The organism is Lentzea albidocapillata subsp. violacea (genome assembly GCF_900100275.1).
GTDB classification, from domain to species: Bacteria; Actinomycetota; Actinomycetes; order Mycobacteriales; family Pseudonocardiaceae; genus Lentzea; species Lentzea violacea.
On the sequence record NZ_FNET01000011.1, the window covers coordinates 188392 to 214343 of the forward strand.

Sequence of the window (25952 nt, forward strand, 5' to 3'; positions counted from 1 at the left end):
GCGTACGACCGTTCGGCGTCTCAGTTGGAAAGTGTGCGGAGGTCGACCACGAGCGTGGTCCCCGAGAACAGTTCCGCGAGTTCGATCCGGTCCTTCGTCTTCGAACGCCAGCCGCTCCGGATCCGCTGCACCACCTGCGTCTTCGTGACGTCGGCCGCCTCCGCCTCGATCACGATGTCCTTGCCGTTCTCCAGGTGGATCACGGCCTTCGTGAACTTCGGGGCGTGCGGCACGAACTCACCGGTTCCCGGCACCGCCGGGTACATCCCGAGCGCGCTGAACACGTACCAGGCCGACATCGTGCCGAGGTCGTCGTTGCCCGTGACGCCCGCCGGCCCGTTGACGAACAACGTCTGCGCGGCCCGCACGACCACCGACGTCTTCTCCGGCCTGCCGATGAGCGCGTACATCCACGGCGCGTGCAGATCGGGTTCGTTGTTCGGGTTGTACCTGAACTGGTTGTAGTAGTCGTACGGCCCGACGACCCACTTCTCGCGGACCGTCCGTTTCGGGTCGACGAGCAGGTCCTCGTACGCGAAGAAGTCGTCCAGCCGCGCCTCGGCCGCCGCCTTGCCGCCGAGCGCCGTGATCAGCCCGGTGATGTCGTGCTGGCACAGCCACTGGTACTGCCACGCCGTGCCCTCGTGGAACCCCTCCGGCCCCTGCGGGGTGAACGGGGTGAGCCACGCGCCGTTCTGCAGCTTGGGCCGCGGGAACCCGGTGAAACCCCGGTCCGTGACGCTGTTGTCCCAGAGGGCGCGGTGGTTGAGACCCCGAGTGCGCAGTCGTTCCGCGTCCTCGGTGTGGCCCAGCGCCTCGGCCATGATCGCGAGCGTGGCGTCGGCCAGCGCGTACTCCAGGGTCGCCGACGCGCCGTGGTGCGGATCGGTGTCCTGGCCCTTCTTCGGGAAGCGCTTGTCGTGCTGGACGAACCCCTTGGCGAGGTAGTTCGGGTTGCCGGACCTGCCCTGGAAGCGGGAGCTCTGCGGCGGGATGCCGTCGGCGTTCTGCAGCAACGCCTGGTACGCCTGCTCCTCGAAGCCCGCGAGGTGACCGAAGCGCCACAGGTCGACCAGGAACGGCGTGACCGGGTCGCCGGTCATGCAGTTGGTCTCCTGGTTCGCGTACGCCCAGCGCGGCAGCCAGCCTCCCTGCTCGTGAATCGCCAGGATGCTGCGCGCGATGTCCTTGCTCCTGGTCGTGCGGAGCAACGCGAGGAGCTGGTTGTGGGCCCGGTAGGTGTCCCACAGCGAGTAGTACTCGTAGTAGGTCCAGCCGTCGGCCTGGTGGATCCGGCCGTCGAAGCCGCGGTACCGGCCGTCCGCGTCGCTACCGGTCAGCGGCTGGAGCAGCACGTGGTAGAGCGCGGTGTAGAAGACCGCGCGCTCGTCCCAGTCCTCTGTCTCGATCTCGATGCATCCGAGCTCCGCGCGCCAGGCCTCCTGCGCCTCGTTGCGCATGTCGTCGAAGGTCTTGCCGGTGGTCTCGGTCTCCAGGTTGTTCGCGGCACCCTGTGCGTCCACTTGGGACAGTGCGGTCGTGGCCGTGACCGGGCCCGGCCCGAACGTGACCCAGGCACCCCGGAGTCCGGCGCCTCCCGCGGACTCAGGTTGCCCCGGCCTGGATCCGGACGGGCCCCAGGTGCCGAACTCCTCGAACGGGCGGTCGAACCTGGTGGTGAAGTACGTAAGGTACGGGCGGCCGCCGCAGAACGCCTGCGTCTCCACGGTTCCGGTGATCGTGCGGTCGTCCAGAACCTGGACGGAACTGGCGCTGACGGGTTCCTTGTCGTTGGCCTGCCCGACGTTGACGAGCAGCGTGCCCCTGACGCCACCGGGGAACGTGTACCGCTCGACGCCGGCCCTCGTGGTGGCGGTGCACTCGACGGTGATGTCCCGGTCCAGCTTCACCTTGTAGTAGCCGGGTTTGCCGATCTCACCGTCGTGCGTGTACGCGCTGGCGTACCGCTTGTGGTCGAAGGTCTGCGGTAGGGCGGTGACCGGGAGGATCGGGACCAGCCCGCCCTGCTCCCAGCATCCCGCGCCGGACAGGAAGAAGTGCCCGAAGCCGCGGATCTGCTGGTCGTCGTAGCGGTAGCCGGCGTAGTGGGAGCCGATCGGGCTGGAGTGGGTCTTGCCGAACGGCATGGACGCGCCGGGGAAGGTGTTTCCCTCGTCCTTCGTGCCGATGAAGGTGTTGACCGACTCGATGGGATCCAGTGCGTCCACGAGATTCACCCTAGTGGCGCGGCCCGGGACAGCCGAGTAGTCCGGTCGGGTGGCAAGGGACCGGGCCGGGGTGCGACCCGCCGCCGCATGCGCACCCCGGCCCGGGGGCCTTCTCGCCGGACAAGCGCTGTCCGTCACCGCATCATCGCTGAGCGCACACGGTCTAGGTCAAGACCATGACGATCACTTGTCCGGTTTCGGACAACGCGAGCCGTCAGGCCGGAATAGCCATCAGCGACGTGTAACCCACGCCGACCTGCGCGAACGCCTCCGCGGCGTACGCGGTGAGCTGGTCGTTCATGGCTGGGTTCTGCGACAACGCCCGCGTCTGGGCCAACGCGGCTCCGGTGAGGCCGGGCGCCTGGCTGTACTTGATGGTGACGGACCAGCCGTCCGGCGAGGTCACGTCGACCTTGAGGCCGGAGTAGACCTGGGCCACCTTCGCGCTGAGCTTCGACGCGAAGTCGGCGATGCTGACGGCCGCGGTCAGGGTCGCGACGATCGTCAGGATCGTCGCGAAGTCGACACCGACAGCGAGAGAGGGCGTTTTCGGGGTCGACCACTTGGTGCCGTCGTAGCTCCTGGTCGCGGAGCTGGACGAGGTCAGATCGATCTCCACGATCTCGGTCTTGTCGTTGCTGACGATGGTGCTCGTGGTGACGTACTGCTGGAACCACACCTGGACGACCTCCTCCGGGGTGAGGACGAGTTCACCCGAGAGGATCGGCTTCTCGGCCAGGTAGATGGGAGTCACCGTCGTCTTGCCGCCGATGCCCGTCACGTACGCGGACAGTCCGGGGTGGATCGAGCCGAACTCGTTGTGCATCGTGATCCCCGTGCCCGGGCCGCCGGTGGACACGCCGCCCCAGACGCCCGCGTGGTCGAGGGTCGCTTCCTCCCCGAGGCCGATCGGCAGCTGCTTGCTCCTGACGTGCACCCTCAGCGGGCCGTCCATGGTGTTGCCGCCGAAGAGCTGGTACTGCGGCTGCCACGAGAAGGTGTTGTCCGAGATGTAGTCGTCGGCCGACTGCCACACGACGTTGAACTTGCCGTTCACCTTCTTCGCGAAGCAGAGGCTGTATCCGTCGTTCTTCAGCTCTTCGAGCTTCGCGTCGGGGATCCGGATGGTGACGCTCCTGGTGTCCGTCATGATCACTCCTGCGCTGGATGTCGTCGGGGCCGCTGCGGCCTCGGTGACACACGCTCCGGTGCCCGCGTCTCACCGGCGTCGCCGTAGCGCACGACGTCCTGTCGCCGCCGCATCGGCGTCACTCGATGGGCTCGACCGGAACAGGCGGGTCTGTTGGGCCATTGGCGCTATGGCTGCCAGGTGATCGGCGACGCGCTGTCGCCACGGACTCCCGACCGGGTGGCGGTCAAGTGCGCGCACGACTGAGGGTCCACCACCGGACGGCCGAGGAGAGGACGCCGCCGCAGGCTGACGAGAGATGCCCCGGAGACGCCACCGGGCGATGCTCGGAACGGCTGACGGAGGGATCACGATGAGAGACGCCGATGGCGCGCACCTGGTGTTGCTGGGCCGGTTCGAGCTGCGCACCGGCCGCGCGGACGTCGTGCTGCCCAAGGGCGCCCAGCGGTTGCTGGCCTTCCTCGCGATCCACCACGGCGAGGCGGTGAGCCGGCAGGCCGTCGCCGAGCAGCTGTGGCCCGAGTGCCGCAGGCAGCGCGCGACCGCCAACGTGCGGCAGGCGTTGTGGCACCTGCGCCGTGCGACGGACCGGCCTGTGGTCGAGCTCTCGGTGGACCGGTTGCGACTGTCCCCCGCGCTGACGATCGACTTCTGCCGTGCGGTGGAAGCGGCACACCACGTCGTCAGCGCCACGACTCCGGCGGGCGTGGCCGAGCTCGTCGGCGCGTTGTCGAGGGATCTGCTGCCGTACTGGCCGGAGGAGTGGCTGACCTCCGAACGACGGCGCTGGGAACAGGTCAGGCTGCACGCGCTGGAGGCGATCGCCCAGCACTTCATCTCGGCCGGCGCACACCTCGCCGCGCTGGAGGCCGCCTTCACCGCGATCTCCATCGACCCGGTGCGGGAGACCGCACACCGCAGGGTGGTCGCGGCGCACCTCGCCCAGGGCAACTGCGGGTCGGCACTGCGGCACTACCAGCAGTACCGCGCCCTTCTGCACCGCGAACTGGGCGTCACGCCGTCCTCCCACATGACCCGGCTCGTCGCGTCGCAGGCGGCGTTGTGAGCCATAGGTTTCCGCACGCTTGAACGGTCACGAAGTGTTGACAAGGCCGTAAAGCCGAGGTGAGATACGCGCACTATGACAACGTTGTCCCCCAGCGGGCCCGTAGCCGGTCAGCGCAAGGTACGCCGTGCGACGATGAACGACGTCGCGCGGCTCGCGGGCGTGAGCATCAAGACCGTCTCGCGCGTGGTCAACGACGAACCGGGCGTGCACCCGTCCACCGCCGAGCGCGTGCTCGCGGCCATCGACCAGCTCGGGTTCCGGCGGAACCTGAGCGCCCGCAACCTGCGCCGGGGCTCGTCCACCGGCACGATCGGGCTGGTACTGGAGGACGTCGGCAACCCGTTCTACTCCGGCGTGACCCGCGCTGTCGAGGAAATCGCCCGGCTGCGCGGCAGACAGGTGATCTCGGGGTCGTCCGACGAGGATCCCGGGCGTGAGCGCGAGCTGGCACTGGAGTTCTGCAGCAGGCGTGTGGACGGCCTGCTGATCGTGCCCGCCGGCCTGCAGCACAGCTACCTGGTGCCGGAGATGCGCGCCGGCACGCCCGTGGTGTTCCTGGACCGGCCCGCGGGTGACGTCGTGGCGGACACCGTGCTGGTGGACAACATCGGCGGCACCGTCGAGGCGGTCACGCACCTGGCCTCGCACGGGCACCGCCGGATCGCGTTCCTCGGCGACGCGCCGGACATCTTCACGGCCAACGAGCGCCTGCGCGGTTATCGCGAAGGGTGCGTGCGGGCGGGCATCGGCTACCACGAGGAACTCGTGGCGATGGGGCCGCACGACGAAAGCAGTGTCAGGACCACGTTGCAGCGCCTGCACGGCATGCGGGAGCCCGCGACGGCGATCGTGGCCGGCAACAACCGCATCACCGTCTACATCCTGCGCTCGCTCGCGGACGTCGCCGAAAGGCCCGCGCTGGTGGGCTTCGACGACTTCGAACTCGCTGACCTGTTGTCGCCGCCGGTGACCGTGATCGCGCACGACGCGAGCGCGCTCGGCAAGGCGGCCACCGATTTGTTGTTCGCCCGACTGGACGGCGACAACTCACCACCGCGCCGCGTCGTGCTGCCGGTGCGCTTGGTGCCACGAGGATCCGGGGAGGTCCACGCGTGAGTTCTGGTGTTCTCCACCAGCCCGTCAACTTGCCCGCCAACCAGCCGAAGCAGTTCTACCGCGGTGGTGAGGCGATCGCCGCGTTGCGCGGCGGGACCAGCGGCGACTTCGGCCCCGAGGACTGGGTGGCGTCGACGACGTCGCTCTACGGGCGCGACGATGCCGGGTTGACAACGTTGCCAAACGGCGTACTCCTGCGCGACGCGGTGCAAGCGGACCCGACCGGCTGGCTCGGCGCGGACCACGCGGCGAAGTTCGGCGGCGACACGGCGTTGCTGGTGAAGCTACTCGACGCGGGCCAGCGACTGCCGGTGCACTGTCACCCGTCGAACGCCTTCGCGGCCTCGCACCTGAACTGCCGCCACGGCAAGACGGAGGCGTGGATCGTCGTCGGCACCACCGGCCCGAACCCGACCGTCTACATAGGATTCCGCGACGACGTGCCCGCGGACACCGTCGCCGGCTGGGTCGCCACGCAGGACACGAAGGCGATGCTCGACGCGCTGAACCCGGTCTGCGTCCGGCCCGGCGACACGGTGTTCGTGCCCGCCGGCGTACCGCACGCGATCGGCGAGGGCGTGTTCATCGTGGAACTGCAGCAGCCCACGGACTTCTCGGTCACGCTGGAGTGGCAGGGTTTCCTCGCCAACGCCGACATCGGCCACCTCGGCCTCGGCTACGACGTCGCGCTCGACTGCGTCGACCGGCGGGGCTGGAGCGGCAAGCTCGAGGAGCTGGTGCACCAGACGTCCGAGAAGTGGGCGCCGTCGGTCGATCTCCTCGGCCACGACGCGGACCCGTTCTTCCAGGCCGACCGCCTGCACGTCGAAGGTTCCTGCACGCTGGAGCCGTCGTTCGCCGTGCTGGTCGTACTGGAGGGCGCGGGCAAGCTCGGTGAGCTGGAGGTGCACAAGGGCAGCACGCTCGTCGTGCCGCACGCGGCGGGCGAACTCGGCCTGACCGGTGACCTGGTGGCGATCCGCTGCCGCCCACCCGTTCTGTCCACAGTGTCGTCGATGGAGGATGTGACGCCGTGAGCCAGCCATTGCTGGAGGCTCGTGATCTCACGAAGAACTACGGCACCGTGGAAGCTCTGCGCGGTGCCTCGTTCACCGCCTACCCGGGTGAGGTCGTGTCGCTGATCGGCGACAACGGCGCGGGCAAGTCCACCCTGGTGAAGTGCCTGTCCGGGGTGGAGCAGCCGACCGGCGGCACGCTGACGTTCGACGGCGAGCCGCTCATCCTGAACTCCCCCAACGACGCCCGCGGCCTGGGCATCGAGACGGTGTTCCAGGACCTCGCGGTCGCGCCGGACCTCGACCCGGCCGCGAACATGTTCCTGGGCAGGGAGATCCTCAAGCCCGGCGTCCTCGGGTTCCTGGGCGTGCTCGACAAGAAGGCGATGCGCCGGCAGGCCACCGAGCACTTCACCCGGTTCGGCGCGACGCTGCAGAGCATCGACGTGCCGATCGCCGCGTTGTCCGGTGGCCAGCGCCAGTCCGTGGCGGTCGCGCGGTCGGTGGCGTGGGCGTCGAAGCTCGTGTTCATGGACGAGCCGACGGCCGCGCTCGGTGTGCTGCAACGGGAACGCGTGCTCGACGTGATCAAGCGCGTGCGCGACGAGGGCATCGCCGTCGTGCTGATCTCGCACAACATGCCCGAGGTGCTGTCGGTCTCCGACCGCGTCGAGGTGCTGCGCCTCGGCCGTCGCGTGGCCCGTTTCAAGGCTTCCGAGACCAGCGTGGAAGAACTCGTCGGCGCGATGACCGGCGCGCTGACCCAGGAGGACGCAGCCTGATGATTGAGGACAAGACAACGTTGTCAGCTGTGCCAGGCGAGCCGCGCACGTCGTTGCTCAAACGCCTGACCAGCGCGAACACGCTCTGGATCGGGCTGGTGCTGCTCGTCCTGGTCGCCACGTTCGGCGCGATCCGGCCGGACGCGATCTTCCAGGTGACCACGCTGCAGTTCCTGCTCGCGGAAACGGCAGTGCTGCTGGTGCTCTCGGTCGGCATGACGTTCGTGATCATCACGTCCGGCATCGACCTGTCCGTCGGTTCGGTGCTGGTGTTCGCGTCGGTGGCCTCCGCCATGGCGATGAACTCCGTGTCCGGCGGCGACGCGACGAACGCCGGCTGGGGCGTGATCGCGTTCGGACTGCTGGTCGCGGTGGTCAGCGGCGCGGCCTGGGGTCTGCTCAACGGCCTGCTGATCTCGCGCGCGAAGATCCCGGCGCTGATCGTGACCCTGGGTTCGTTCGGCGCGGCGCAGGGCGCGGCTTTGTTGCTGAACAACGGTTCCAACGTGTCCGGCATCCCGGACAGGCTGAACCGCACCTTCGGTTCCGGCACGTACCTCGGGATCCCGAACATCGTGATCGTGGCCGCGGTCGTCACCGCTCTCGGCGCGTTGCTGCTGTCGACCACGCGGTTCGGCCGCTACACCTACGCGGTCGGCTCGAACGAGGAGGCGGCACGGCGCGTCGGCATCTCGGTGCGCGGCCACCTGACGAAGGTGTACCTGCTCGCGGGCACCCTGGCGGGTCTCGCGGGCTTCATGGGCAACGCGTTCTTCCGCGTCGCGGTCGTCACCGGCCACGAGACGGACAACCTGAACGCGATCGCCGCCGTCGTCCTGGGTGGCACCAGCATCTTCGGCGGCATGGGGTCGGTGCTGGGCACGGTCTTCGGCGTGTTCATCCCGGCGGTGCTGGAGAAGGGCCTCGTGATCATCGGGGTCAAGGAGTTCTGGCAGCCGATCGCCGTGGCGATCGTGCTGGTGGCCGCCGTGTGGCTGGACCAGACACGGCGTCGGGCGCGCAACCAACGTTAGGAAAGGTGCTGGACCAATGAAGATCCGCTCCGCAGCGGCTGTCTGTGCCGCTTTCCTGCTCGCCGCGTGTGGCGGGGGTGGGCAGATTGGTGACTCGGGTTCGGGCGACTCGGCCACGAACAAGAAGCTGGTGCTGATCCCCGGCATCACGGCGGAACCGTTCTACATCTCGATGCAGTGCGGTTTCGAGGAGGCGGCGAAGGCCGCGGGCTACGAGTTCGACACGCAGGCCCCCGCGAAGTTCGACGCGGCCCAGCAGACCCCGATCGTCACGGGCATCCTCGCGTCGAAGCCGGCCGCGGTCCTGATCGCGCCGACCGACGACAAGGCCATGGCAGGCCCGATGAAGCAACTCAAGGACGCGGGCATCAAGGTCGTCGAGGTCGACACCAAGCTGCAGGACACCTCGATCGGCGTCTCCTCGATCTCGTCCAACAACGAGCAGGGCGGCAAGCTCGCGGCCGAGACGCTGAACAAGCTCGCCGCCGGCAAGTCCGGCTCGGTGCTGGTGCTCAACACCAAGGCCGGCACGTCCACCACGGACGCGCGCGCCAAGGGTTTCGAGGACGCCATCAAGGCGTTCCCGAACCTCAAGTACATCGGCCAGCAGTACACCGACAACGAGCCCGCCACCGCGGCCTCGAAGGTGACCGCGACCCTGGCCGCGAACCCGGACCTGATCGGCGTGTTCGCGACCAACCTCAACACCGGTGAGGGCGCGGCGACCGGCCTGCGCAACGCGGGCAAGACCGGCACGGTGAACCTCGTCGGCTTCGACGCCTCACCGAACCAGGTGAAGGACCTGCAGGGCGGCACCGTGCAGGCCCTGATCGCCCAGGACCCCGCCACGATCGGCAAGCAGGGCGTCGAGCAGGCCCTGGCCGCGATCGAGGGCAAGGAGATCAAGCGCAACATCGAGACCGATCTCGTCGCCATCACGAAGGACGACGCTTCGGCCAACTCGAAGTACTTCTACAAGGAGTCCTGCTGAGTTCTGCCTCCCGGAGGGCCGTTCCCGCCCAGGGGACGGCCCTCCGGCCTGTCCGGGCTTGATGACGCATGTCACGGGTGTTTGTCCGAGTGGCGTAAGACCCAAGTCGTACGAACCCGTCATCGTTCAGCCGATGTCCAGCGCCCCCGGAACCGATGAGCTGGAGGCACAGTGGAGGGGGCTCGAATGCTACGAACGAAAACCGCGGCGGCGCTGGCCGTCGTGACCGCGTCATCCCTGCTCATCGCACCACAGGCGCTGGCCGCACCACCGCAGGAGATCCGGTGGCAGAAGTGCAGTGAGGAGCCAGGCTTCGAACGGCTGGAGTGCGGCAGCTTCACCGCGCCGATGGACTGGAACAACCCGCGCAACGGCAAGACCATCACCATCGCGGTCAGCCGCACGGTTCCGTTGAACGGCAAGGCGAAGACCGCGGTCTTCACCAATCCCGGCGGGCCAGGCGGTGCCGGGCGCACGTTGCCGCTGGTCTACCTGAACCGGCCGAAGCTCAGCGAGAACGCCGAGATCTACGGCATCGACGTGCGCGGCACCGGTGCCAGCAGCAACGTCACGTGCGGCGGGTTCGACACCCTCGGCGCGACGGACCCGCGAGACCGGAGCAGGGCCAACCTCGACCTTATCTACAGCGGCATGGAGCTGCAGGCGAAGTTCTGCCAGACCAAGTCCGGCGAGCTCGGCAGGTACATCACCACCGACCAGACCGTGCGCGACCTCGACCTGCTCCGCCAGATCCTGGGCCGCAAGAAGGTCGACTGGCTCGGCTACTCCGGCGGCAGCTGGATGGGCGCCTACTACGCCACGTACTTCCCGAAGACGCTCGACAAGATCGTCCTCGACTCCAACACCGAGTTCACCGCGCCGTGGCAGACGGTGTTCGGCGACTTCGGCATGGGCTTCGAGCGGCGGTTTCGCGTCGACTTCGCGCCGTGGGTCGCCAAGCACGACAACGTCTACCACCTCGGCAAGACCGGTGAAGAAGTGCGCCAAACCTATGAGCGGACGCGCGCGAAGCTCGCCCAGCAGCCCGTCACCCTGCCCGAGGGCACGTACTACCCGGTCACGCTGGACCTGGTGCTCGTCCAGGGCCAGTACAGCAAGTACGCGTTCGACGGCGCCGCGCGCAAGCTGGCTGAACTGGCCGGCACGGTGCCGACGCCGCTGACGGCGCAGGCGAGCTACCCGGACGCGGCGAACGCCACGCTGCACTCGATCGTCTGCAACGACACGAAGTTCCGCGGTGAACGCAGGTTCCTGGAACGCGATGCCGCCCGGGACGGCGCGAAGTGGCCGCTGCTGGGCTACTACCAGATCATGGGCCCCTGCGCGTACTGGGACCGGCCGAACGTCAACCTCAAGCGCCCCAACGGCATCGGTGTCACGCCGACGCTGATGGTGCAGTCCGAACGCGACGCGCCGACGCCGATCGAAGGTGCCCGCAAGGCGCACGCCGGGTTCGCCGGATCACGGATGCTGACGGTGAAGGACGAGGGTGACCACGGCATCTACGGCTTCGACAACGGTTGTGTGAACGACGTCGTCGAGCGCTACCTCGTCGACCGCGTGACGCCGTCCGGAGACCTGTCCTGCCCCGGTGTGCCGCTGCCCGAACCGGGTCAGCAGCAGGCCGGTCCGCTGGAGCAGGCCCGGAAGCTGGCGGTTCAGCTGGGCTGGTGAATCTCCAGCACGGCCCGGGCGAACGTCGTGTACCAGGGGCTTTCGGTGAACGCCTGTCCGGTCTCCTCGCCAAGGTAGAGGTCGATGTGCCTCTCCCCGCCGAGACCGGGAGTGAACTCGTCGGTGATCTGCCACGACGAGGACGCGAGCTTCTGGCACACGACGGCGTCGACGTTGCCGCCCTCGGGCGTCTGTCCACACGAGACGAGCTTGATCCGTGAGCCCGTCCTCAGCCCGTCCGCGGCAGCCGAGACGAAGGGCTGCAACGGCTTGCCGAACGAGTCACGCGGCTCGGTGTCGAGCCAGTAGCCCTTGTCGTGGGACCAGTTGAGGTACCGGCCGTCCACCGTGCGGCCGGTACCCTCGTCCTGCACCGCCTTCGCGAACGACCGCGGGAACGTGCCGAGCACGTCGTCACCGTTCTCGCAGTCGATGTCCGAGCATCCCCGCACGGGCACCGTCGGTCCACTGTGGAACGACTCGACGGCGGTGTAGTAGACGGTGACCTGCCAGCCCTCGTCGATGTCACCGGCCGAGGGCGGCCCGACCTGACCGGCAGAGCACCCGGCCAGCAGCAGAACCGCCCACGACCAGCGCACCCAGACCTCCTGTCACCCCGCCATGACGGTGCCGACGGACACGAACCGGTAGCCCGCGTTCTTCAGCCCCGAGACGGTCTGCTGCAGGTACCCGGTACCGAGGTACGGGTGGTAGAAGAAGCTCGCGACACCATCATCGACCACCTTGAGCTGGTTCGCCGTCCTGACCAGGTCGGCCGGCAGGCGGGCCGGGTGGTTGTTGAACGGCTCGGGCTCGACGTTGCCCACCGCTTCCGGCGCCACGACCGAGCCGTAGACGTCGCGGACCAGGTACGGGAAGTACTGGCCGTAGATCTTGTCGTACTGCGGCGTGCCGGTGCCGCACGCGCCACCGGGGCAGTACCCGGCGAAGTACAGGCCGCGGTCGTAACGCTTGCCGAAGTTCTGCTGGATGACCTCGTAGTCCACGGCGGACGCGGCGTAGTGCGGCGGTTCGAAGATGGCCGGCTTCGCGAAACCTGCCTGCGCGAACGTGTTCGTCGCCGAGTCGATCCGGCCCTGCATCCACGCCGCCGAGTCACCGGGGACCGGGCCGTCGTAGATCACGCTGTCGTTCTCGTTGACGTGGGCCAGGTAGAACTCGAAGTCGTTGCCACTGCGGCCGTCGTACGGGTTGACCGACTTGCCGAACTGGTGCGTGTAGCCGTGCATCAGAATCGTGCCGCCGCGCTGGGTCATGTACCGCAGCGCTTTCACTACCTGCGGCTTCTGCGCGAGGTCCGCCGCCTCCGGCACGCCGTTGTTGTCGGCGCCCAGCGGGTTCTCGTAGCGCGGGTAGACCGCGATGCTGAACGGCACGTTCTGCGACCTCAGGTAGTCGGCGATCGCGCGCAGCTCGTTCGGGTCGGCGTCGGGGCCGACGTCCTCGATGCGCACCAGCGCCCGTTTGCGGTCGATCATCGCCGGGTTCGAGACCTTGCTGATCAGGTCCGCCGCGGCCAGGTAGCGGTCGCCGTGGTCGACGTAGCTGAACGGGATCTCACCGATGTAGGTCAGGTTCTTGGCCTTGGTGGCCCAGTTGATCGGGCCCACGGCCGAACCGGTCGCGACGGCCGGCGCCGACGCGATCGCCGGGTCGGTGATCGAGGTGATCATCAGACCGGACGGGGTCGCGAGCGGGTTGCGGCCGAGGTCGGTGTTCTCGTACCGGACGGTGGTCGCGGCACCGGTGTCGTACTGGACCCAGTTCCAGCCGTACGTGGCCTGGAAGCTCGGCGCACGGGCGGTGAGCTGCCAGATGTTGTGCGCCATCCACAGCACCGGCCTGCTGCCCGCGAGCACGTCGTCGAGGAACGCCACCGGAAGCGGCTCGTCGTAGGTCGAGCCGATGTAGATCACGCCGGTGTAGCCGGACATCTCGCCGGCGGCGTACGAGCCGACCGGGTGCATGACGTACGCGCTGCCGTGCGACGCGAGGTTGCCCGCCTGCACCGCGTAGGCCTCGCCCAGCCACGCCCAGGGACCCGTGCTGTCGTACAGGATCAGCGTCTTCTGCGACGCCTTCGCACCGGGCGCGCCGCCGCCGTTCGTGCCGGCCTGGGTGGAGGCCAGTCCGAGTGTCCCCAGGGCCGTCGAGACGACGCCGGGCTGCGCGGTGCGCTTGGCGACGCGCATGCTTGTCGTGGACGGCTTCTTGGTTGTCAACGGCGGCGCGGGCAGCGCGTTCCCGACGAGCTCGCCGACGGCCGGCCTGAGCGAGACGGGCGCGGCCTGGGCGGCGGGCGCGGGAACCATCACGACCGCGAGAGCGACCCCGGCAGCGACCTTGAGCAGTCGGCTTCTCATGCCACATCAACCTCTCCGGACATGCGCACGGTGGCGCTGCCCGTGTAGGGAGCGAACTCGGCGGGTCGCTGCTGTCGCAGGCCCAGCAGCCAGGCCAGGGCCTGTTCGGTGCGCACGGACGCGAGGCCGTCGCCGAACGGGTTGCCGTCGGCGGTCATCGCCTCGCGGGCGGAGGGACTGTCGAGCAGTTGGAGCGTCAGCGCCGTGATGCGCTCGCGGTCGGTGCCGACGAGCACGGCACAGCCCGAGTTGACGGCCTCCATGCGTTCGGTCACGTCCCGCAGCACCAGCACTGGGACACCGAACGACGGCGCCTCCTCCTGGATGCCGCCCGAGTCGGACAGCACCAGCGTGCACTGGGCGAGCAGCCGGGCCATCTGCGCGTACGGCAGCGGATCGGTGACCGTGACGCGGGCGACGCCGCCCAGCACGTCCACCACCTGCTCGCGCACAGCGGGATTCGGGTGGGCGGGGAGCACGACCTCGACGTCGGGCCGTGTCCGCACGATGTCCGCCACCGCGTGCAGCACCTGGTCGAGGGGCTCGCCCCACGACTCGCGGCGGTGCGCGGTGACCAGCACGAGCCGCGACTGTCCGCTGTGGACCCGGTTCTCGATCTCCTGCAGCCGGGTGTCGCCGTAGGGCGCCCGGCGGGCGGCGACGCTGAGCACGGCGTCCACCACGGTGTTGCCGATGGTCAGGACGTTGTTGCCCTGCAACGACTCCGCGGCGAGGTGCGCGGCCGAGTCCGCGGTCGGTGTGAGGTGCAGTGACGCGAGCTGGCCGACCATCTTGCGGTTCCCCTCCTCGGGGAACGGCGAGGTGAGGTCGTGCGAGCGCAGCCCGGCTTCCAGGTGCACGACGGGGATCTGGCGCCAGAACGCGGCGAGCGCGCCCGCGAGCGTCGTCGTCGTGTCGCCCTGCACGAGCACCGCGCCCGGTGTGCGTTCGGTGAACAGCCGGTCGAGTTCCTCGATCAGCTGGCTGGTCAGCTCGGCCTGGCCGCCCGTGACCCGGTTCAGCTTGAGCCTGACGTCGGCCGTGCAGCCGAACGACTCCAGCGCCTGGTCGACCATCTCCGGGTGCTGCCCGGAGTTCACGAGCACCGGCCGGAGACGACCGCACGCGAACATCGCGGCCGCCACGGGGGCCATCTTCACTGCTTCCGGGCGCGTTCCCGCGACCAGGAAAACCTCCGGAACCTCGCCCCGTAAGAACTGCCGAGGGCCGGGCACCAGGGCATTTAGTCCCATCTTCTACCTCTTTGAACGTCCAGGCACGCGCGGCGAACGTGCGCCATCATCGCGGTGGCCGAGCACCGCTGACAATCAATTGGTACCCGCCTCGCAGGGGTACCGCCATATCGGTGACCAGCTTTGCGAACCTCGTGTAACGAAGGTCTATTCGTCCCCGATATGGCCGGTTGACGCTCTGCTCCGCTAGCCCTAGTCTCGCCACGAACACCTGCTCCTGGCCCTGCTGTCCGGTATTTCGCACCGGCCCAGCGCTTCGTTACCAGGAGCCAGAATGACTCAACTTCAGATCCTGTTCACTGTTGTTGCCCCTGCAACCGCTTTTGTAGACAGGTTTGTGTCATGACAGACACGACACAATTCGCGACGTTCATGCTCGTCCTGCTGGTGTTTTGGCCCAGTTACAACCTGGTGCTCGCACTCTTTGTCTGGTGGCGTCCGAAACCGGGCGCACCGGAAGGTTCCTCGCGGCATCCACTGCAGTACTGGATCATCATTCCGGCGTTGAACGAGGAACGGGTCGTAGCCAACACCGTGCGTTCCGCACTCGCTTTGGACGGAGCACGCACACCGGTTCAGGTCGTCGTAGTCGACGACGGCTCGGACGACCGCACACCGCACGTGCTGGCCGAGATCGACGACCACCGGCTGCACGTGCTCAGACGTGACCCGCCGGAAGCCCGGAAGGGCAAGGGCGAAGCGCTCAACCACGCCTTCGCTTACATCCGCGGCATCGCGGAGGAGGCCGGCACGGTCCACCGCACGATCGTCGGCGTGATCGACGGCGACGGCCGCGGCGAGCCCGGCATGCTGTCCGAGATCTCCGCGTACTTCGCGAAACGCGCCGTCGGTGCCGTGCAGTGCCGTGTCCGGATCCACAACCGCACCAACCTGCTGGCGTTCCTGCAGGATCTGGAGTTCAGCTGCGTGGTGGACGCCTCGCAGTCGTTGCGAGACGTCGTCGGCACGGTCGGACTCGGTGGCAACGGCCAGTTCGTGCGCCTCAGGACGTTGATGGACCTGGGCGTGGCGCCGTGGTCGGCGTGCCTGGTCGAAGACCTGGAACTGGGCCTGCGCGTGCACCTGACCGGTCAGCGAATCCGGTACGCCACGCACGCGACGATCACCCAGCAGGGCCTGGTCGACGTCCAACGGCTGCTGCGGCAGCGCACCCGGTGGGGACAGGGCAACCTGCAGTGCCTCGGGTACGTGCCGAAGCTGATCAGGGCCAGGCACGTGGGTTCCGTGGCGCTGATGGAGTTCCTGCAGTACCTGCTGACGCCGTGGCTGGTCGCGCCGATGACGGTGCTCGTCACCGCGTTGGTGGGCGTCAACTTCTACGCGCAGTTCACCGGCCTGGAGATCGCCGGGTTCACCGCGAGCGGCTCGAACACCCTGCTGGCACTGGGGATCTGGCTGGTCGCCCTGCTGCTACCCGGCCTGATCTGGGGCGTGGTGCACCGGCTCAGGCACGGCGACGAACCGCTGTGGAGATGCCTGCTCGTCAGCCTGGCCTATCCGCTCTTCCTCGTCCTGGGCTCGGTCTCGACGTTGCGCGCGCTGTACCGGCACTTCGCCGGGCGCAACACGTGGGCGAAGACGGAACGCCTGGCGGAGAAGGAAGTTCCGGCGGTGACGGCGAAACAGGTGCCGAAGACTGCCTAGAAGGTGCCTGGGTGGGCGCGTCTGCGCCGGGCAGCGTAGACGCCAGCCTCGGTACGGCGGTCGAAGCCGAGCTTGTGCAGGAGTGACGACACATAGTTCTTGACGGTCTTCTCCGCGAGGAACAGGCGGTTCGCGATCTGCCGGTTCGTCATGCCCTCGGCGATGAGGTCGAGGATGCGGCGTTCCTGCGGACTCAGCGCGGCATAGCGCGGATCTTCCTCCGGCCCGCCGCGGAGTCGTTGCAGAACGGTGGCGGTGACGCCGGCGTGCAGGAGCGATCCGCCCGAGGCGAGGGTGCGGACGGCGGCCACGAGGTCGTTGCCCGACACCTCTTTCAGCATGTAGCCGGACGCGCCGGCCATGATCGCGCCGAACAGTGCCTCGTCGTCCGAGTAGGACGTGAGCATCAGGCACGCGGGTGGCGGCTGCACCAGGCTCCTGATCTCCCGGCACACCGTGACGCCGTCGCCGTCGGGCAGCCGGACGTCGATGATCGCGACGTCGGGCCTGAGCCGTGTCGCCTGCGCGATCGCGGCCGTGGCGCTGTCCGCCTGGCCGACGACCTTGATGTCCTCCGCCTGCGCCAGCAACTGTACGAGCCCGCGCCGCACGATCTCGTGGTCGTCCACGAGCAGCACCGCTACCGCCATCTTGCCTCCTGCAACACCAGTGGAACGAACCAGGTGATGCTCACTCCCGCGCCGGGGATCGAGTCGACCGCGCAGTCGCCGTGATGACGCCGCGCCCGAGCCGCCATGTTCGCCAGTCCGCCGGCGTGGTGGGGTACCCCGGCCGAATCGTCAGCCAACAGCAAGCCTCTGCCGTCGTCCTTGACCATGAGCTCGAGACTCGTCACGGTGCGATCGACGCTCACGGCGACAGCGACGTGCTTCGCTCTCGCGTGGCGCACGACGTTCGTGAGCGCTTCTCGGAGCGTGGCGAGCAAATCGGGCCGAACCTGGTCCGGCACAACGCTGTCCAACGGCCCTTCGAGCGACACGTCCGGCTCGAACCCGAGCAGCCGTGCGGACTCGTGCACCGCGTTGAGCAGCTGGCCACGCAGACTCGTGCTTCCGGACGGCGGTTCCTGCAGGGAGAAGATGGTGCGGCGGATCTCGCGGATCGTGTGGTCGACCTCCTCCACGAACCCGCTGATCCGCTCGACGACCTGGGGCTTGCCACTCATCCCGGTCAGCCCCTGCAGCCCGAGCCCGAGCCCGAACAGCCGCTGGATGACCAGGTCGTGCAGATCCCGCGCGATGCGGTCGCGATCCTCCAGCACCGCGAGCCGCTCGGTGTCGCTTCGCGCCCGCGTGAACTCCAGCACCAGCGCGGCCTGCGCGGCGAAGGCCTCGATGAGGTCGGGATCGTCGAAGCTCGGCTCGCCCGGCGGCCGCGCGACGATGAGCACACCGATCGTCCGTTCCCCCACCGTGAGCGGCACGATCGCGCACGCCCCCGGCACCGCGGCCAGGCTGCCCTCGTCGTGGCACTCGCCCTGGCCCGACTCGTAGACCCGGTAGGTGACGCTGCCGTCCTTCGGCACCCGCATGCCCTCGGCGTCGTACGTGCCGCCGTCGGTCACCTCGATGACGAGATCGCCGTTCTGATCCGGCAGCACCACCCCCGCGAAGTCCGCGTTCGCCGTCGTGCGCGCGGTCCTCGCCACGAGGTAGAGCGCGTCACGGCCGTTCGTGCCCATCAGCAGGTCGGTGGTCACCTCGGCGGCGGCCCTGAGCCACGCCTCACGCTTGCGTGTCTGTTCATAGCGGTCAAGGTGGCCCACGGCGCTGCCCGCCGCCGTCGACAGCGCGGTGAGGATGTCGCGGTCCTGGGCGGTGAACTCCGGCTTCCCGGCCAGGAAGAGGTTGCCGAACGTCTCGTCGTGGACCTTGATCGGCGCGCCCAGGAAGTCCGCTACGCCGATCGAGCGCGGATCACCGGACGTGATCTGGACCTGGCCGTCGTGGTGGCCGCCGAACTCGGTGAGCTCCTTGTGGCCGTTGATCACCGCCAACGCGCCGTAGGGGGCCTCGATCAGCTCGCAGGCGGACTCGACGACGTGACGCAGCAGCTCGGGCAGGGTGTCGTCTTCGGCGAACGACAGGACGACATCCAGCACTCGCTGTTCCGTGCTCACGTTGACGCCCACGGCTTCACCCCTTGGGGGGATAGAAGTGACACCGCACGAACGACTGAGGGTAACTCCCGAGCGTAGTCAACGGGGAGACTGTCACTGCAAACAGTGAACTTTGGGGCTACTGAGAGTAGAGGTGCGTGGCGCGTGGTCAGTGCAGGCCGACGGTGAAGCCCTCGTCGATCACGCCACGGTAGATCTGCGGGGCGAACGTCCGCAGCCCGTGGTCGATCGGCCCGATGAACCCGGCCGAGTCCCCGAGCGGCAGCCTATACCCGTTCTGCACGCGGTGGAACTCCCACAGGGGCTCCATCGCCGGGTGCGCGGGCCGGAACTGCTGCGGGTCGCGCGGGTGCAGGTCGACGCGCACCAACGTCCGGCGTACCAGGGCGTCTGCCAGCTGAACTGCGCGTTCCCGGGTTCGGGAGATCGAGATCGCGCCCAGGTCCTGCCAGGCCACCGCCCACGGCATGCCCTGCGGGTCGTCCAGGCGGATGCCCTGCTGCTCGATGACGAGCTTGCGGGGGCGGGAGATGGTCTTCCACCTGACGACGGCCATGACGCCGATGCCGGTGAACGCGATGCCGATGACGGCCGCGATGCCGCCGCCCACCGGTTCGCCGTCCATGAAGGCGGTGACGGCACCGGCCAGGGCGAGGATGCCCAGGATTCCGGCGACCGAGCCGCCGATCAGCACCTTGCGGGTGTCGCTCTTGCCGAGGTCGACGATGACGGGTGGAGGTGCTCCCCAAGCGGTCATGACCGCAGATTACCGCTGATCAACAGCTCGGCCGCGGCGAACGGGTCCAGTTCGCCGGACACCACGCGCTTCGCCAGCTGGTCCACCGGGCCGAAGCGGGTGCGGACCCGGTCCACGGCGATCGCCTCGATCTCGGCGCCGGCCCTGCGGAGGCGGCGTTCCGCGAGTTCGCCGTGCGTGGCCATCCACGACTGGTGCTCGGCGATCGCCTCGACCACGCGGTCGAGGCCCTCCATGCGGGCGGCCACCGTCTTGACCACCGGTGGGCGCCAGACCGGGCCGGAGCGGTCGCGGCGGCCCAGGGAGATCATGTACTTGAGGTCGCGCGCGGTCTGGTCGGCGCCGTCACGGTCGGCCTTGTTGACGACGAAGACGTCCGCGATCTCCAGGATGCCCGCCTTCGCGGCCTGGATACCGTCTCCCATGCCTGGCGCCAGCAGGACGATGGTCGTGTCGGCGAGGGCGACGATCTCCACTTCGGACTGACCGACGCCGACCGTCTCCACGAGGATCACGTCGAAACCGGCGGCGTCGAGCACCCGCAACGCCTGCGGGGTGGCCCAGGACAGGCCGCCGAGGTGGCCTCGGGTGGCCATCGAGCGGATGAAGACGCCGGGATCGGTGGCGTGGTCGCCCATCCGCACGCGGTCACCCAGCAGGGCGCCGCCGGAGAACGGGCTGGACGGGTCGACGGCGATCACGGCGACACGCTTGCCCTCGGCGCGGAAGGCGCGCACGAGGGCGTTGGTGGAGGTCGACTTGCCCACGCCAGGGGCGCCGGTCAGGCCGATGACCTGGGCGTTGCCGGTGTGCGGGGCGAGCGCCGCGGCCACCTCCGGAAGGGCCGAGCTCGCCTGTTCCACCAGGGAGATCAGTCTGGCGACCGCGCGCGGCTCGCCGTCACGCGCGCGGTCGACCAGTTCTGTTACGTCAACAGCTGCGGCCACAGCCAGACACTAGGCCCTGGAGGGAACACGGATGATCAGAGCGTCGCCCTGACCACCACCACCGCACAGTGCCGCGGCACCCACGCCGCCGCCTCGACGCTGCAGCTCGAGAGCGAGGTGCAGGGCGATGCGGGCGCCGGACATGCCGATCGGGTGGCCCAGCGCGATGGCGCCGCCGTTGACGTTGACCTTGTCCTCGGAGATTCCGAGCTGACGGGAAGAAACGATGCCGACCGCGGCGAACGCCTCGTTGATCTCGATCAGGTCGAGGTCGGCGGGGTCGATGCCCTCCTTGGCGCACGCGGCCTTGATGGCGTTGGACGGCTGCTCGTGCAGCGAGGCGTCGGGACCCGCGACGACGCCGTGGGCGCCGATCTCCGCGATCCACTCCAGGCCCAGTTCCTCGGCCTTCGCCTTGCTCATCACGACCACGGCGGCCGCGCCGTCGGAGATCTGCGACGCCGAACCCGCGGTGATGGTGCCGTCCGCGGCGAACGCCGGGCGCAGCTTGCCGAGCGAGTCCGCAGTCGTGTCGGCACGCACGCCCTCGTCCGTGCTGAACAGGACCGGGTCGCCCTTGCGCTGCGGGATCGCGACCGGCGCGATCTCGGCCTCGAAGACACCGTTCCCGGCGGCCTTCGCGGCGAGCTGGTGCGAACGCGCGGAGAACGCGTCCTGCTCCTCGCGCGTGACGCCGTAGCGGCCGTTGTACTTCTCGGTCGAGACGCCCATCGCGACCTGGTCGAACGCGCAGAACAGACCGTCGTGCGCCATGTGGTCGACCATCGTCACGTCGCCGTACTTGAACCCGCCGCGCGACTTCGGCAGCAGGTGCGGCGCCTGTGTCATCGACTCCTGGCCACCGGCCACGACAACGTCGAACTCGCCGGCGCGGATCAGCTGGTCGGCCAGCGCGATCGCGTCGATGCCGGACAGGCACACCTTGTTGATGGTCAGCGCGGGCACGCTCATCGGGATGCCCGCGGCCACCGCGGCCTGGCGGGCGGGAATCTGGCCCGCGCCGGCGGTGAGCACCTGACCCATGATCACGTACTGCACCTGCTCGGGGGCCACGCCCGCGCGCTCCAGTGCCGCCTTGATCGCGACGCCACCGAGCTGGGCGCCCGAGAAGTCCTTGAGCGATCCCAGCAGGCGACCCATCGGGGTACGCGCCCCGGCGACGATCACGGAACCGGACACAACTGCCTCCATTGGAAGAGCGAACGGTCGTTAACTAGGCACCATACCTGGGGCTACTGCTCGGTAATCGTGTGAGACCCCGCACAGGAGCACCTGCACCGATCAGGTAGATACCCTTGCCCGCTATGAACGCAGACCTCGCTCGATTCGTGACCGCGATCGACCACGTGGGCATCGCCGTGCCCGACCTCGACGCCGCCATCGCGTTCTACCGCGACAACTTCGGCCTCGAGGTCGCTCACGAAGAGGTGAACGAGGAGCAGGGTGTGCGCGAGGCGATGCTGCACGCGCCCGGCGACCACGCGGGCACCGCGATCCAGCTGCTGGCGCCGCTGAACGAGGACTCGACGATCGCGAAGTTCATCGGCCGCTCCGGCCCCGGCCTGCAGCAGCTCGCCTACCGGGTGTCCGATGTGGACGTCGCGGCGGACGCGCTGAGGGCGAAGGGGCTGCGGCTGCTCTACGACACGGCCCGGCGCGGCACGTCCGACAGCCGGGTCAACTTCGTGCACCCGAAGGACGCGGGCGGCGTGCTCATCGAGCTGGTCGAACCTGCGGCGAAGCACTAGCGACGAGGGCGCTGGCGACGAAGTTCAGTTCGCGGTCGATCGGATCCTCCTCGTCGCTGTGCCTCGCCACCGAGTGCCGGTAGCTGACGGCCAGCGCGAGGAGTGCCGCGGCGGCCTCGACGTCCTTGATCGCGACGGCTGCCCCGCCCGCGGCGATGATGACCTGTTTGATCTGCGCCGCAACGTTGTCGTAGCGCGCCTGCATCGCGTCCCGCACAGCCGAATGCGTATCCGCTTCACGCCACAACAGGTGTGAGAGCAGTGGTGAGGCGTTCAAGCGCGCGTCGAGAGCCGCCACGAGCCTTCTGAGCGACTCCGCGACGTCTCCCGCGACCACGATCCTGCGGTGGTCGACCGTGCTGTCCGGCAACCGCGCGACCAGTGCGGCGAGCAGGTCCTTCTTGCGGTTGAAGTAGTAGTGCACCAGGCCTTTGGGCACGCCGGCGCGCTCGGCGATCCGCGAGGTCGGGGTGGCGTCGAAGCCGCCGTCGGCGAACAACTCCTCAGCCGCGGCCAGGATGCGTTCCTTGGCCGAGTCCTCCACGCGTCTCCTCCACGAGTGTGTGGGCCCAAGAGGTTTCCTGGGCCCACAGGTTTGCTGCCTGATCAGTGCGGTTGCGCCGCAGCCGAGTGTGCTGCGTTCGCGGCGGGCATTGCGAGTGCGCCGGCCGCAATGGTGAGCACGCCACCGGCCCAGGAGACCCACGAGGCCTCCATCATGCCGGTGTAGCCCATCACCCACGGAGAGATGAACAGCAGTGCTCCGAGCACCATCTGCACGTACTCCCCGTAGATCATCGCGGGCATGGCGAGTTCGACGAGTCCGTCGATCGCGATGAGCGCGCCGAGCACGATCATCGTCCACATGGCCGCGTTCGAGGTGTCCACGACGAGCGGAGACAGCAGCACCAGCACGCCGATCGCTACCTCGGCCCAGTCCTGCCACCTGGTCCACGCCTTGGTCATCGCTGCACCTGTCCTTTCTGGCTACCTCCTCCTTCTCGGACGTCTTCGATGGTCCTCTTGGTTGGCCGCCCGGTCAATAATTCTGGGTGGGATCCCTCACACGCGTGATTCTGGATCGTTTACTGATGAGTAACCTCCGGCAACCTGCGACTATCCCTCACTCGGGAAGGAATGCCGCCGTGCAGAAGATCCTTGACGCGATCCTGGCCGATGAGCTGGGCGCGATCGGTTCGTTGGACGTTCCGGAGAGCTATCGGGGCGTGACGGTGCACGCGGACGAGGCCGACATGTTCTCGGGCCTCGAGACGCGGGACAAGGACCCGCGCAAGTCGCTGCACATCGACGAGGTCGCCACGCCGGAGCTCGGTCCGGGCGAGGCGCTGGTCGCCGTCATGGCGTCCGCGATCAACTACAACACCGTGTGGACCTCGATCTTCGAGCCGGTGTCCACGTTCGGCTTCCTGAAGAAGCTGGGCGGCCGGCACGACCTGCCGTACCACGTCGTGGGATCGGACCTGGCCGGCGTCGTCGTGCGCACCGGTCCCGGCGTCACCGCGTGGAAGCCGGGCGACCGAGTCGTGGCGCACTGCCTGGACGTGCCGCTGGAGGCGCCGGACGGCCACAACGACACGATGCTCGACCCGCAGCAGCGGATCTGGGGTTTCGAGACGAACTTCGGTGGCCTCGCGGACCTCGCGCTGGTGAAGTCGAACCAGCTGATGCCGATGCCGAAGCACCTCACGTGGGAGGAGGCGGCGTCGCCCGGTCTGGTGAACTCCACCGCGTACCGCCAGCTCGTGTCGACCAACGGCGCGAACATGAAGCAGGGCGACACCGTGCTGATCTGGGGCGCGTCGGGCGGCCTCGGTTCGTACGCCACGCAGTTCGCGCTGAACGGTGGCGCCACGCCCATCTGCGTCGTCTCGTCGCCGGAGAAGGCGGAGATCGTTCGTTCCATGGGCGCCGAACTGATCATCGATCGTTCCGCCGAGGGTTACAAGTTCTGGAAGAACGAGCACGAGCAGGACCCGCGTGAGTGGAAGCGTTTCGGCGCTCGCATCCGTGAGCTGACGGGCGGCGAGGACCCGGACATCGTGTTCGAGCACCCCGGCCGCGAGACGTTCGGCGCGTCGGTGTTCGTGGCCCGCAAGGGCGGCAAGATCGTGACGTGCGCGTCGACCTCCGGGTACATGCACCAGTACGACAACCGCTACCTGTGGATGAACCTGAAGAGCATCATCTCCTCGCACTTCGCGAACTACCGCGAGGCGTGGGAGGCGAACCGGTTGATCGCAAAGGGAAAGATCCACCCGACAGTGTCCAAGGTGTACTCAATGGACGAAACGGGCCAGGCCGCGCACGACGTGCATCGCAACGCGCACCAGGGCAAGGTCGGCGTGCTCTGCCTTGCGCCGGAAGAAGGTCTTGGTGTGCTGGATCACGAACTGCGCGCGAAGCACCTCACGGCTATCAACCGATTCCGGGGTGTGTGACCTTCCGGGGCTACCCGAACGGGTAGCGTGAGGGGCATGGGCCTCGCCGACGACCGTGACCTCGTCCCACTGGGATCCGGCTTCGACATCGTCAAGCGCGGTTACGACCGCGCTCAGGTCGAGGATCATCTCGAACGCCTCGACTCGGACCTGCGGCTGCTCGCCGCGGACCGCGATGCCGCCGTGTCCCAGACGTCCGACCTGGCGCGCCAGCTGGAAGCCGCACGCTCGGAGATCACCGAGATGCGCAACCAGGTGGAGCGCCTGTCACTGCCGCCGACGACGCTGGAGGGGCTCTCCGAGCGCCTCCAGCGCATGCTGCGGCTGGCCCAGGACGAGGCCAACGAGATCAAGGCCCGCGCCGAAGCCGAGGGCGGGCACATCCGTGCCAAGGCGGAAGCCGACGCGGGTGTGCTGCGCCAGCGCTACGAAACGCTGATCGCCGAACTCGACGAACGCCGCGCGGCCATGGAGGCCGAGCACAAGGGCGTGCTGGAGACCGCGCGCAACGAGGCCGAGAAGATCGTCTCCGAGGCCGAGAGCGCCGCCCGCAAGATCGCCGACGAGTCCGAGCAGCGCCGCGTGACCGTCGAAGAGGACTTCGAGATCGCGATGGCCGCCCGCCGCGCCGAGGCGATGGCAACGCTGGCAGCCCAGGAAGCCGCGTCCAAGAACGAGGCGGACCGCCGCATGCGCGAGGCCGCCGAGGAAGCCGCCCGCGTCCGAGCCGCGATCGCGCAGGAGCAGACCACCTCGAAGGCCGACGCCGAACGCCGCGTCCGCGAGGCCACCGAAGAGGCGAACCGCCGCCGCCACGCCGCGGTAACCGAGGCCACCGCACGCATCCAGGAAGCAACCGACGAGTCGAACCGCCGCGTGCGCGAGGCCACCGAGGAAGCCAACCGCCGCACCACCGCCGCCACCCAGCGCGTGGAGCAGCTCCGCAACCTCCGCAACCGCCTGTCGCACCAGCTCCACAACGTGCGGACGGCGCTGCAGGAGGTCGTGCCGCTGCTCGACCCGGTGGAGGAGGAGAAGCCGTCGGCGCCCGCTCCTGCCGCGCAGGGTCCGGGTGCTCCGGCACAGCGTTCGGGTGCTCAGGCTGCCGGTGCCCAGGGTTCCGGTGCCCAGGCTCAGGGCTCGGGTGCTCAGGCTGCCGCTGCGCAGGGTTCGAGCGCTCCGGCACAGGCTGCTCCGGCGCAAGGTCCCGGGGCCCAGGCTGCCGCCGCGCAGGGTTCCGGTTCTCCGGCGCAGGCCCAGCCCACGCAGGCTCAGGCCCCGGCTGCCGCTCCTGCGAAGCAGGCCACCCCGGCTCAGCAGGCCGCGCCGAACAAGCCGGCTCAGGCTCCCCAGCCAAAGGCGCCGCAGGCGCAGACACCTCAGGCCCAGGCACCCCAGCTCGACGGCCCCACGGCGCAGCTCGCGCGCCCGCAGACCGCCAAGAAGTCCTGACACCGCAAGCTCACGCAGGGGTCCCCCGCCCAGGGGGACCCCTGA

23 protein-coding genes are annotated in these 25952 nt (G+C 68.7%); 11 read left to right on the forward strand and 12 right to left on the reverse strand.

The window, feature by feature from the left end; translation table 11 throughout:
• Positions 1 to 20: 20 nt before the first annotated feature.
• Both BLR21_RS24505 and BLR21_RS24510 read right to left on the reverse strand, forming a co-directional pair.
• Positions 21 to 2228: a GH92 family glycosyl hydrolase gene (locus tag BLR21_RS24505; protein ID WP_256334911.1), complete on the reverse strand. Its 2208-nt coding sequence runs from the start codon at positions 2226 to 2228 to the stop codon at positions 21 to 23.
• 214 nt (positions 2229 to 2442) lie between these two features.
• Positions 2443 to 3378 (reverse strand): hypothetical protein, encoded by a 936-nt coding sequence (locus BLR21_RS24510; protein WP_143027859.1) that lies wholly within the window; start codon positions 3376 to 3378, stop codon positions 2443 to 2445.
• 352 nt (positions 3379 to 3730) lie between these two features.
• On the opposite strand from BLR21_RS24510, the gene BLR21_RS24515 reads away from it, so the two are divergent.
• From BLR21_RS24515 to BLR21_RS24545, 7 genes are all read left to right on the forward strand, one after another.
• On the forward strand, positions 3731 to 4444 hold the full coding sequence (locus BLR21_RS24515; protein ID WP_176929772.1) for an AfsR/SARP family transcriptional regulator: 714 nt from the start codon (positions 3731 to 3733) through the stop codon (positions 4442 to 4444).
• 135 nt (positions 4445 to 4579) lie between these two features.
• A complete protein-coding gene (locus BLR21_RS24520; RefSeq protein ID WP_090008660.1) occupies positions 4580 to 5563 on the forward strand; it encodes a LacI family DNA-binding transcriptional regulator in 984 nt (327 codons plus the stop codon).
• Positions 5560 to 6600: a class I mannose-6-phosphate isomerase gene (locus BLR21_RS24525; protein WP_090008662.1), complete on the forward strand. Its 1041-nt coding sequence runs from the start codon at positions 5560 to 5562 to the stop codon at positions 6598 to 6600. Before BLR21_RS24520 ends, BLR21_RS24525 begins: the two co-directional genes overlap by 4 nt.
• Positions 6597 to 7361, forward strand: coding sequence for an ATP-binding cassette domain-containing protein (locus BLR21_RS24530; RefSeq protein ID WP_090008664.1), 765 nt, complete (start codon positions 6597 to 6599; stop codon positions 7359 to 7361). Before BLR21_RS24525 ends, BLR21_RS24530 begins: the two co-directional genes overlap by 4 nt.
• The gene (locus BLR21_RS24535; RefSeq protein WP_090008666.1) at positions 7361 to 8395 is read left to right on the forward strand and encodes an ABC transporter permease; all 1035 of its coding nucleotides are present in this window, start codon (positions 7361 to 7363) and stop codon (positions 8393 to 8395) included. Before BLR21_RS24530 ends, BLR21_RS24535 begins: the two co-directional genes overlap by 1 nt.
• Positions 8396 to 8411: 16 nt before the next feature.
• A complete protein-coding gene (locus BLR21_RS24540; protein WP_090008668.1) occupies positions 8412 to 9386 on the forward strand; it encodes an ABC transporter substrate-binding protein in 975 nt (324 codons plus the stop codon).
• 186 nt (positions 9387 to 9572) lie between these two features.
• Complete coding sequence (locus BLR21_RS24545) at positions 9573 to 11081, forward strand: alpha/beta hydrolase (RefSeq protein WP_090008670.1); 1509 nt, start codon at positions 9573 to 9575, stop codon at positions 11079 to 11081.
• On the opposite strand, the gene BLR21_RS24550 is transcribed toward BLR21_RS24545, so the two are convergent.
• Genes BLR21_RS24550 through wecB form a run of 3 tightly spaced genes read right to left on the reverse strand, consistent with a single transcriptional unit; the run spans position 11066 to position 14718 of the window.
• A complete protein-coding gene (locus tag BLR21_RS24550) occupies positions 11066 to 11680 on the reverse strand; it encodes a hypothetical protein (RefSeq protein WP_218130955.1) in 615 nt (204 codons plus the stop codon). The two genes, BLR21_RS24545 and BLR21_RS24550, sit on opposite strands and share 16 nt — an antisense overlap.
• Before the next feature lie 12 nt (positions 11681 to 11692).
• Positions 11693 to 13465 (reverse strand): DUF2334 domain-containing protein, encoded by a 1773-nt coding sequence (locus tag BLR21_RS24555; protein WP_218130956.1) that lies wholly within the window; start codon positions 13463 to 13465, stop codon positions 11693 to 11695.
• Entirely contained in the window at positions 13462 to 14718 is a 1257-nt protein-coding gene (gene wecB, locus BLR21_RS24560) for a non-hydrolyzing UDP-N-acetylglucosamine 2-epimerase (RefSeq protein WP_090008672.1), read from the reverse strand. Before wecB ends, BLR21_RS24555 begins: the two co-directional genes overlap by 4 nt.
• Before the next feature lie 342 nt (positions 14719 to 15060).
• Here wecB and BLR21_RS24565 point away from each other — a divergent pair, with 342 nt between their 5' ends.
• Positions 15061 to 16383 carry a glycosyltransferase family 2 protein gene (locus BLR21_RS24565; RefSeq protein ID WP_090008674.1) on the forward strand — a complete coding sequence of 441 codons (1323 nt, stop codon included), beginning with the start codon at positions 15061 to 15063 and terminating at the stop codon, positions 16381 to 16383.
• Here the strand turns inward: BLR21_RS24565 and BLR21_RS24570 are convergent.
• The 5 genes from BLR21_RS24570 to BLR21_RS24590 form a co-directional block, all read right to left on the reverse strand.
• On the reverse strand, positions 16380 to 17033 hold the full coding sequence (locus tag BLR21_RS24570) for a response regulator (RefSeq protein ID WP_090008676.1): 654 nt from the start codon (positions 17031 to 17033) through the stop codon (positions 16380 to 16382). The genes BLR21_RS24565 and BLR21_RS24570 overlap by 4 nt on opposite strands.
• Positions 17024 to 18535, reverse strand: coding sequence for a GAF domain-containing sensor histidine kinase (locus BLR21_RS24575; protein ID WP_090008678.1), 1512 nt, complete (start codon positions 18533 to 18535; stop codon positions 17024 to 17026). The genes BLR21_RS24570 and BLR21_RS24575 overlap by 10 nt, the downstream gene beginning before the upstream one ends.
• A 136-nt stretch (positions 18536 to 18671) precedes the next feature.
• Positions 18672 to 19280, reverse strand: coding sequence for a hypothetical protein (locus tag BLR21_RS24580; protein ID WP_090008680.1), 609 nt, complete (start codon positions 19278 to 19280; stop codon positions 18672 to 18674).
• Entirely contained in the window at positions 19277 to 20227 is a 951-nt protein-coding gene (gene meaB, locus BLR21_RS24585; RefSeq protein WP_090008682.1) for a methylmalonyl Co-A mutase-associated GTPase MeaB, read from the reverse strand. The genes BLR21_RS24580 and meaB overlap by 4 nt, the downstream gene beginning before the upstream one ends.
• A 9-nt stretch (positions 20228 to 20236) precedes the next feature.
• Positions 20237 to 21427, reverse strand: a complete 1191-nt coding sequence (locus tag BLR21_RS24590; protein WP_090008684.1) for an acetyl-CoA C-acetyltransferase — start codon at positions 21425 to 21427, stop codon at positions 20237 to 20239.
• Between the two features lie 125 nt (positions 21428 to 21552).
• Here BLR21_RS24590 and mce point away from each other — a divergent pair, with 125 nt between their 5' ends.
• Complete coding sequence (mce, locus tag BLR21_RS24595; RefSeq protein WP_090008685.1) at positions 21553 to 21996, forward strand: methylmalonyl-CoA epimerase; 444 nt, start codon at positions 21553 to 21555, stop codon at positions 21994 to 21996.
• Here the strand turns inward: mce and BLR21_RS24600 are convergent.
• Positions 21962 to 22540 (reverse strand): TetR/AcrR family transcriptional regulator, encoded by a 579-nt coding sequence (locus tag BLR21_RS24600; protein WP_090008687.1) that lies wholly within the window; start codon positions 22538 to 22540, stop codon positions 21962 to 21964. The genes mce and BLR21_RS24600 overlap by 35 nt on opposite strands.
• A gap of 62 nt (positions 22541 to 22602) precedes the next feature.
• The gene (locus BLR21_RS24605) at positions 22603 to 22962 is read right to left on the reverse strand and encodes an SPW repeat domain-containing protein (RefSeq protein WP_090008689.1); all 360 of its coding nucleotides are present in this window, start codon (positions 22960 to 22962) and stop codon (positions 22603 to 22605) included.
• Positions 22963 to 23087: 125 nt separating this feature from the next.
• Here BLR21_RS24605 and ccrA point away from each other — a divergent pair, with 125 nt between their 5' ends.
• Together ccrA and BLR21_RS24615 are read left to right on the forward strand one after the other, a co-directional pair.
• Positions 23088 to 24455: a crotonyl-CoA carboxylase/reductase gene (gene ccrA, locus BLR21_RS24610; protein WP_090008691.1), complete on the forward strand. Its 1368-nt coding sequence runs from the start codon at positions 23088 to 23090 to the stop codon at positions 24453 to 24455.
• Between the two features lie 36 nt (positions 24456 to 24491).
• Complete coding sequence (locus tag BLR21_RS24615; RefSeq protein ID WP_090008693.1) at positions 24492 to 25907, forward strand: coiled-coil domain-containing protein; 1416 nt, start codon at positions 24492 to 24494, stop codon at positions 25905 to 25907.
• Positions 25908 to 25952: the final 45 nt, after the last annotated feature.

Coding starts and splice junctions, on each gene's coding strand:
- BLR21_RS24510 (WP_143027859.1), bottom strand. CDS start 3,378: ATGACGGACACCAGGAGCGTCACCATCCGGATCCCCGACGCGAAGCTC.
- BLR21_RS24515 (WP_176929772.1), top strand. CDS start 3,731: ATGAGAGACGCCGATGGCGCGCACCTGGTGTTGCTGGGCCGGTTCGAG.
- BLR21_RS24520 (WP_090008660.1), top strand. CDS start 4,580: ATGAACGACGTCGCGCGGCTCGCGGGCGTGAGCATCAAGACCGTCTCG.
- BLR21_RS24535 (WP_090008666.1), top strand. CDS start 7,361: ATGATTGAGGACAAGACAACGTTGTCAGCTGTGCCAGGCGAGCCGCGC.
- BLR21_RS24540 (WP_090008668.1), top strand. CDS start 8,412: ATGAAGATCCGCTCCGCAGCGGCTGTCTGTGCCGCTTTCCTGCTCGCC.
- BLR21_RS24545 (WP_090008670.1), top strand. CDS start 9,573: ATGCTACGAACGAAAACCGCGGCGGCGCTGGCCGTCGTGACCGCGTCA.
- BLR21_RS24555 (WP_218130956.1), bottom strand. CDS start 13,465: ATGAGAAGCCGACTGCTCAAGGTCGCTGCCGGGGTCGCTCTCGCGGTC.
- wecB (WP_090008672.1), bottom strand. CDS start 14,718: ATGGGACTAAATGCCCTGGTGCCCGGCCCTCGGCAGTTCTTACGGGGC.
- BLR21_RS24565 (WP_090008674.1), top strand. CDS start 15,061: ATGACAGACACGACACAATTCGCGACGTTCATGCTCGTCCTGCTGGTG.
- BLR21_RS24570 (WP_090008676.1), bottom strand. CDS start 17,033: ATGGCGGTAGCGGTGCTGCTCGTGGACGACCACGAGATCGTGCGGCGC.
- BLR21_RS24580 (WP_090008680.1), bottom strand. CDS start 19,280: ATGACCGCTTGGGGAGCACCTCCACCCGTCATCGTCGACCTCGGCAAG.
- mce (WP_090008685.1), top strand. CDS start 21,553: ATGAACGCAGACCTCGCTCGATTCGTGACCGCGATCGACCACGTGGGC.
- BLR21_RS24605 (WP_090008689.1), bottom strand. CDS start 22,962: ATGACCAAGGCGTGGACCAGGTGGCAGGACTGGGCCGAGGTAGCGATC.
- ccrA (WP_090008691.1), top strand. CDS start 23,088: ATGAGTAACCTCCGGCAACCTGCGACTATCCCTCACTCGGGAAGGAAT.
- BLR21_RS24615 (WP_090008693.1), top strand. CDS start 24,492: ATGGGCCTCGCCGACGACCGTGACCTCGTCCCACTGGGATCCGGCTTC.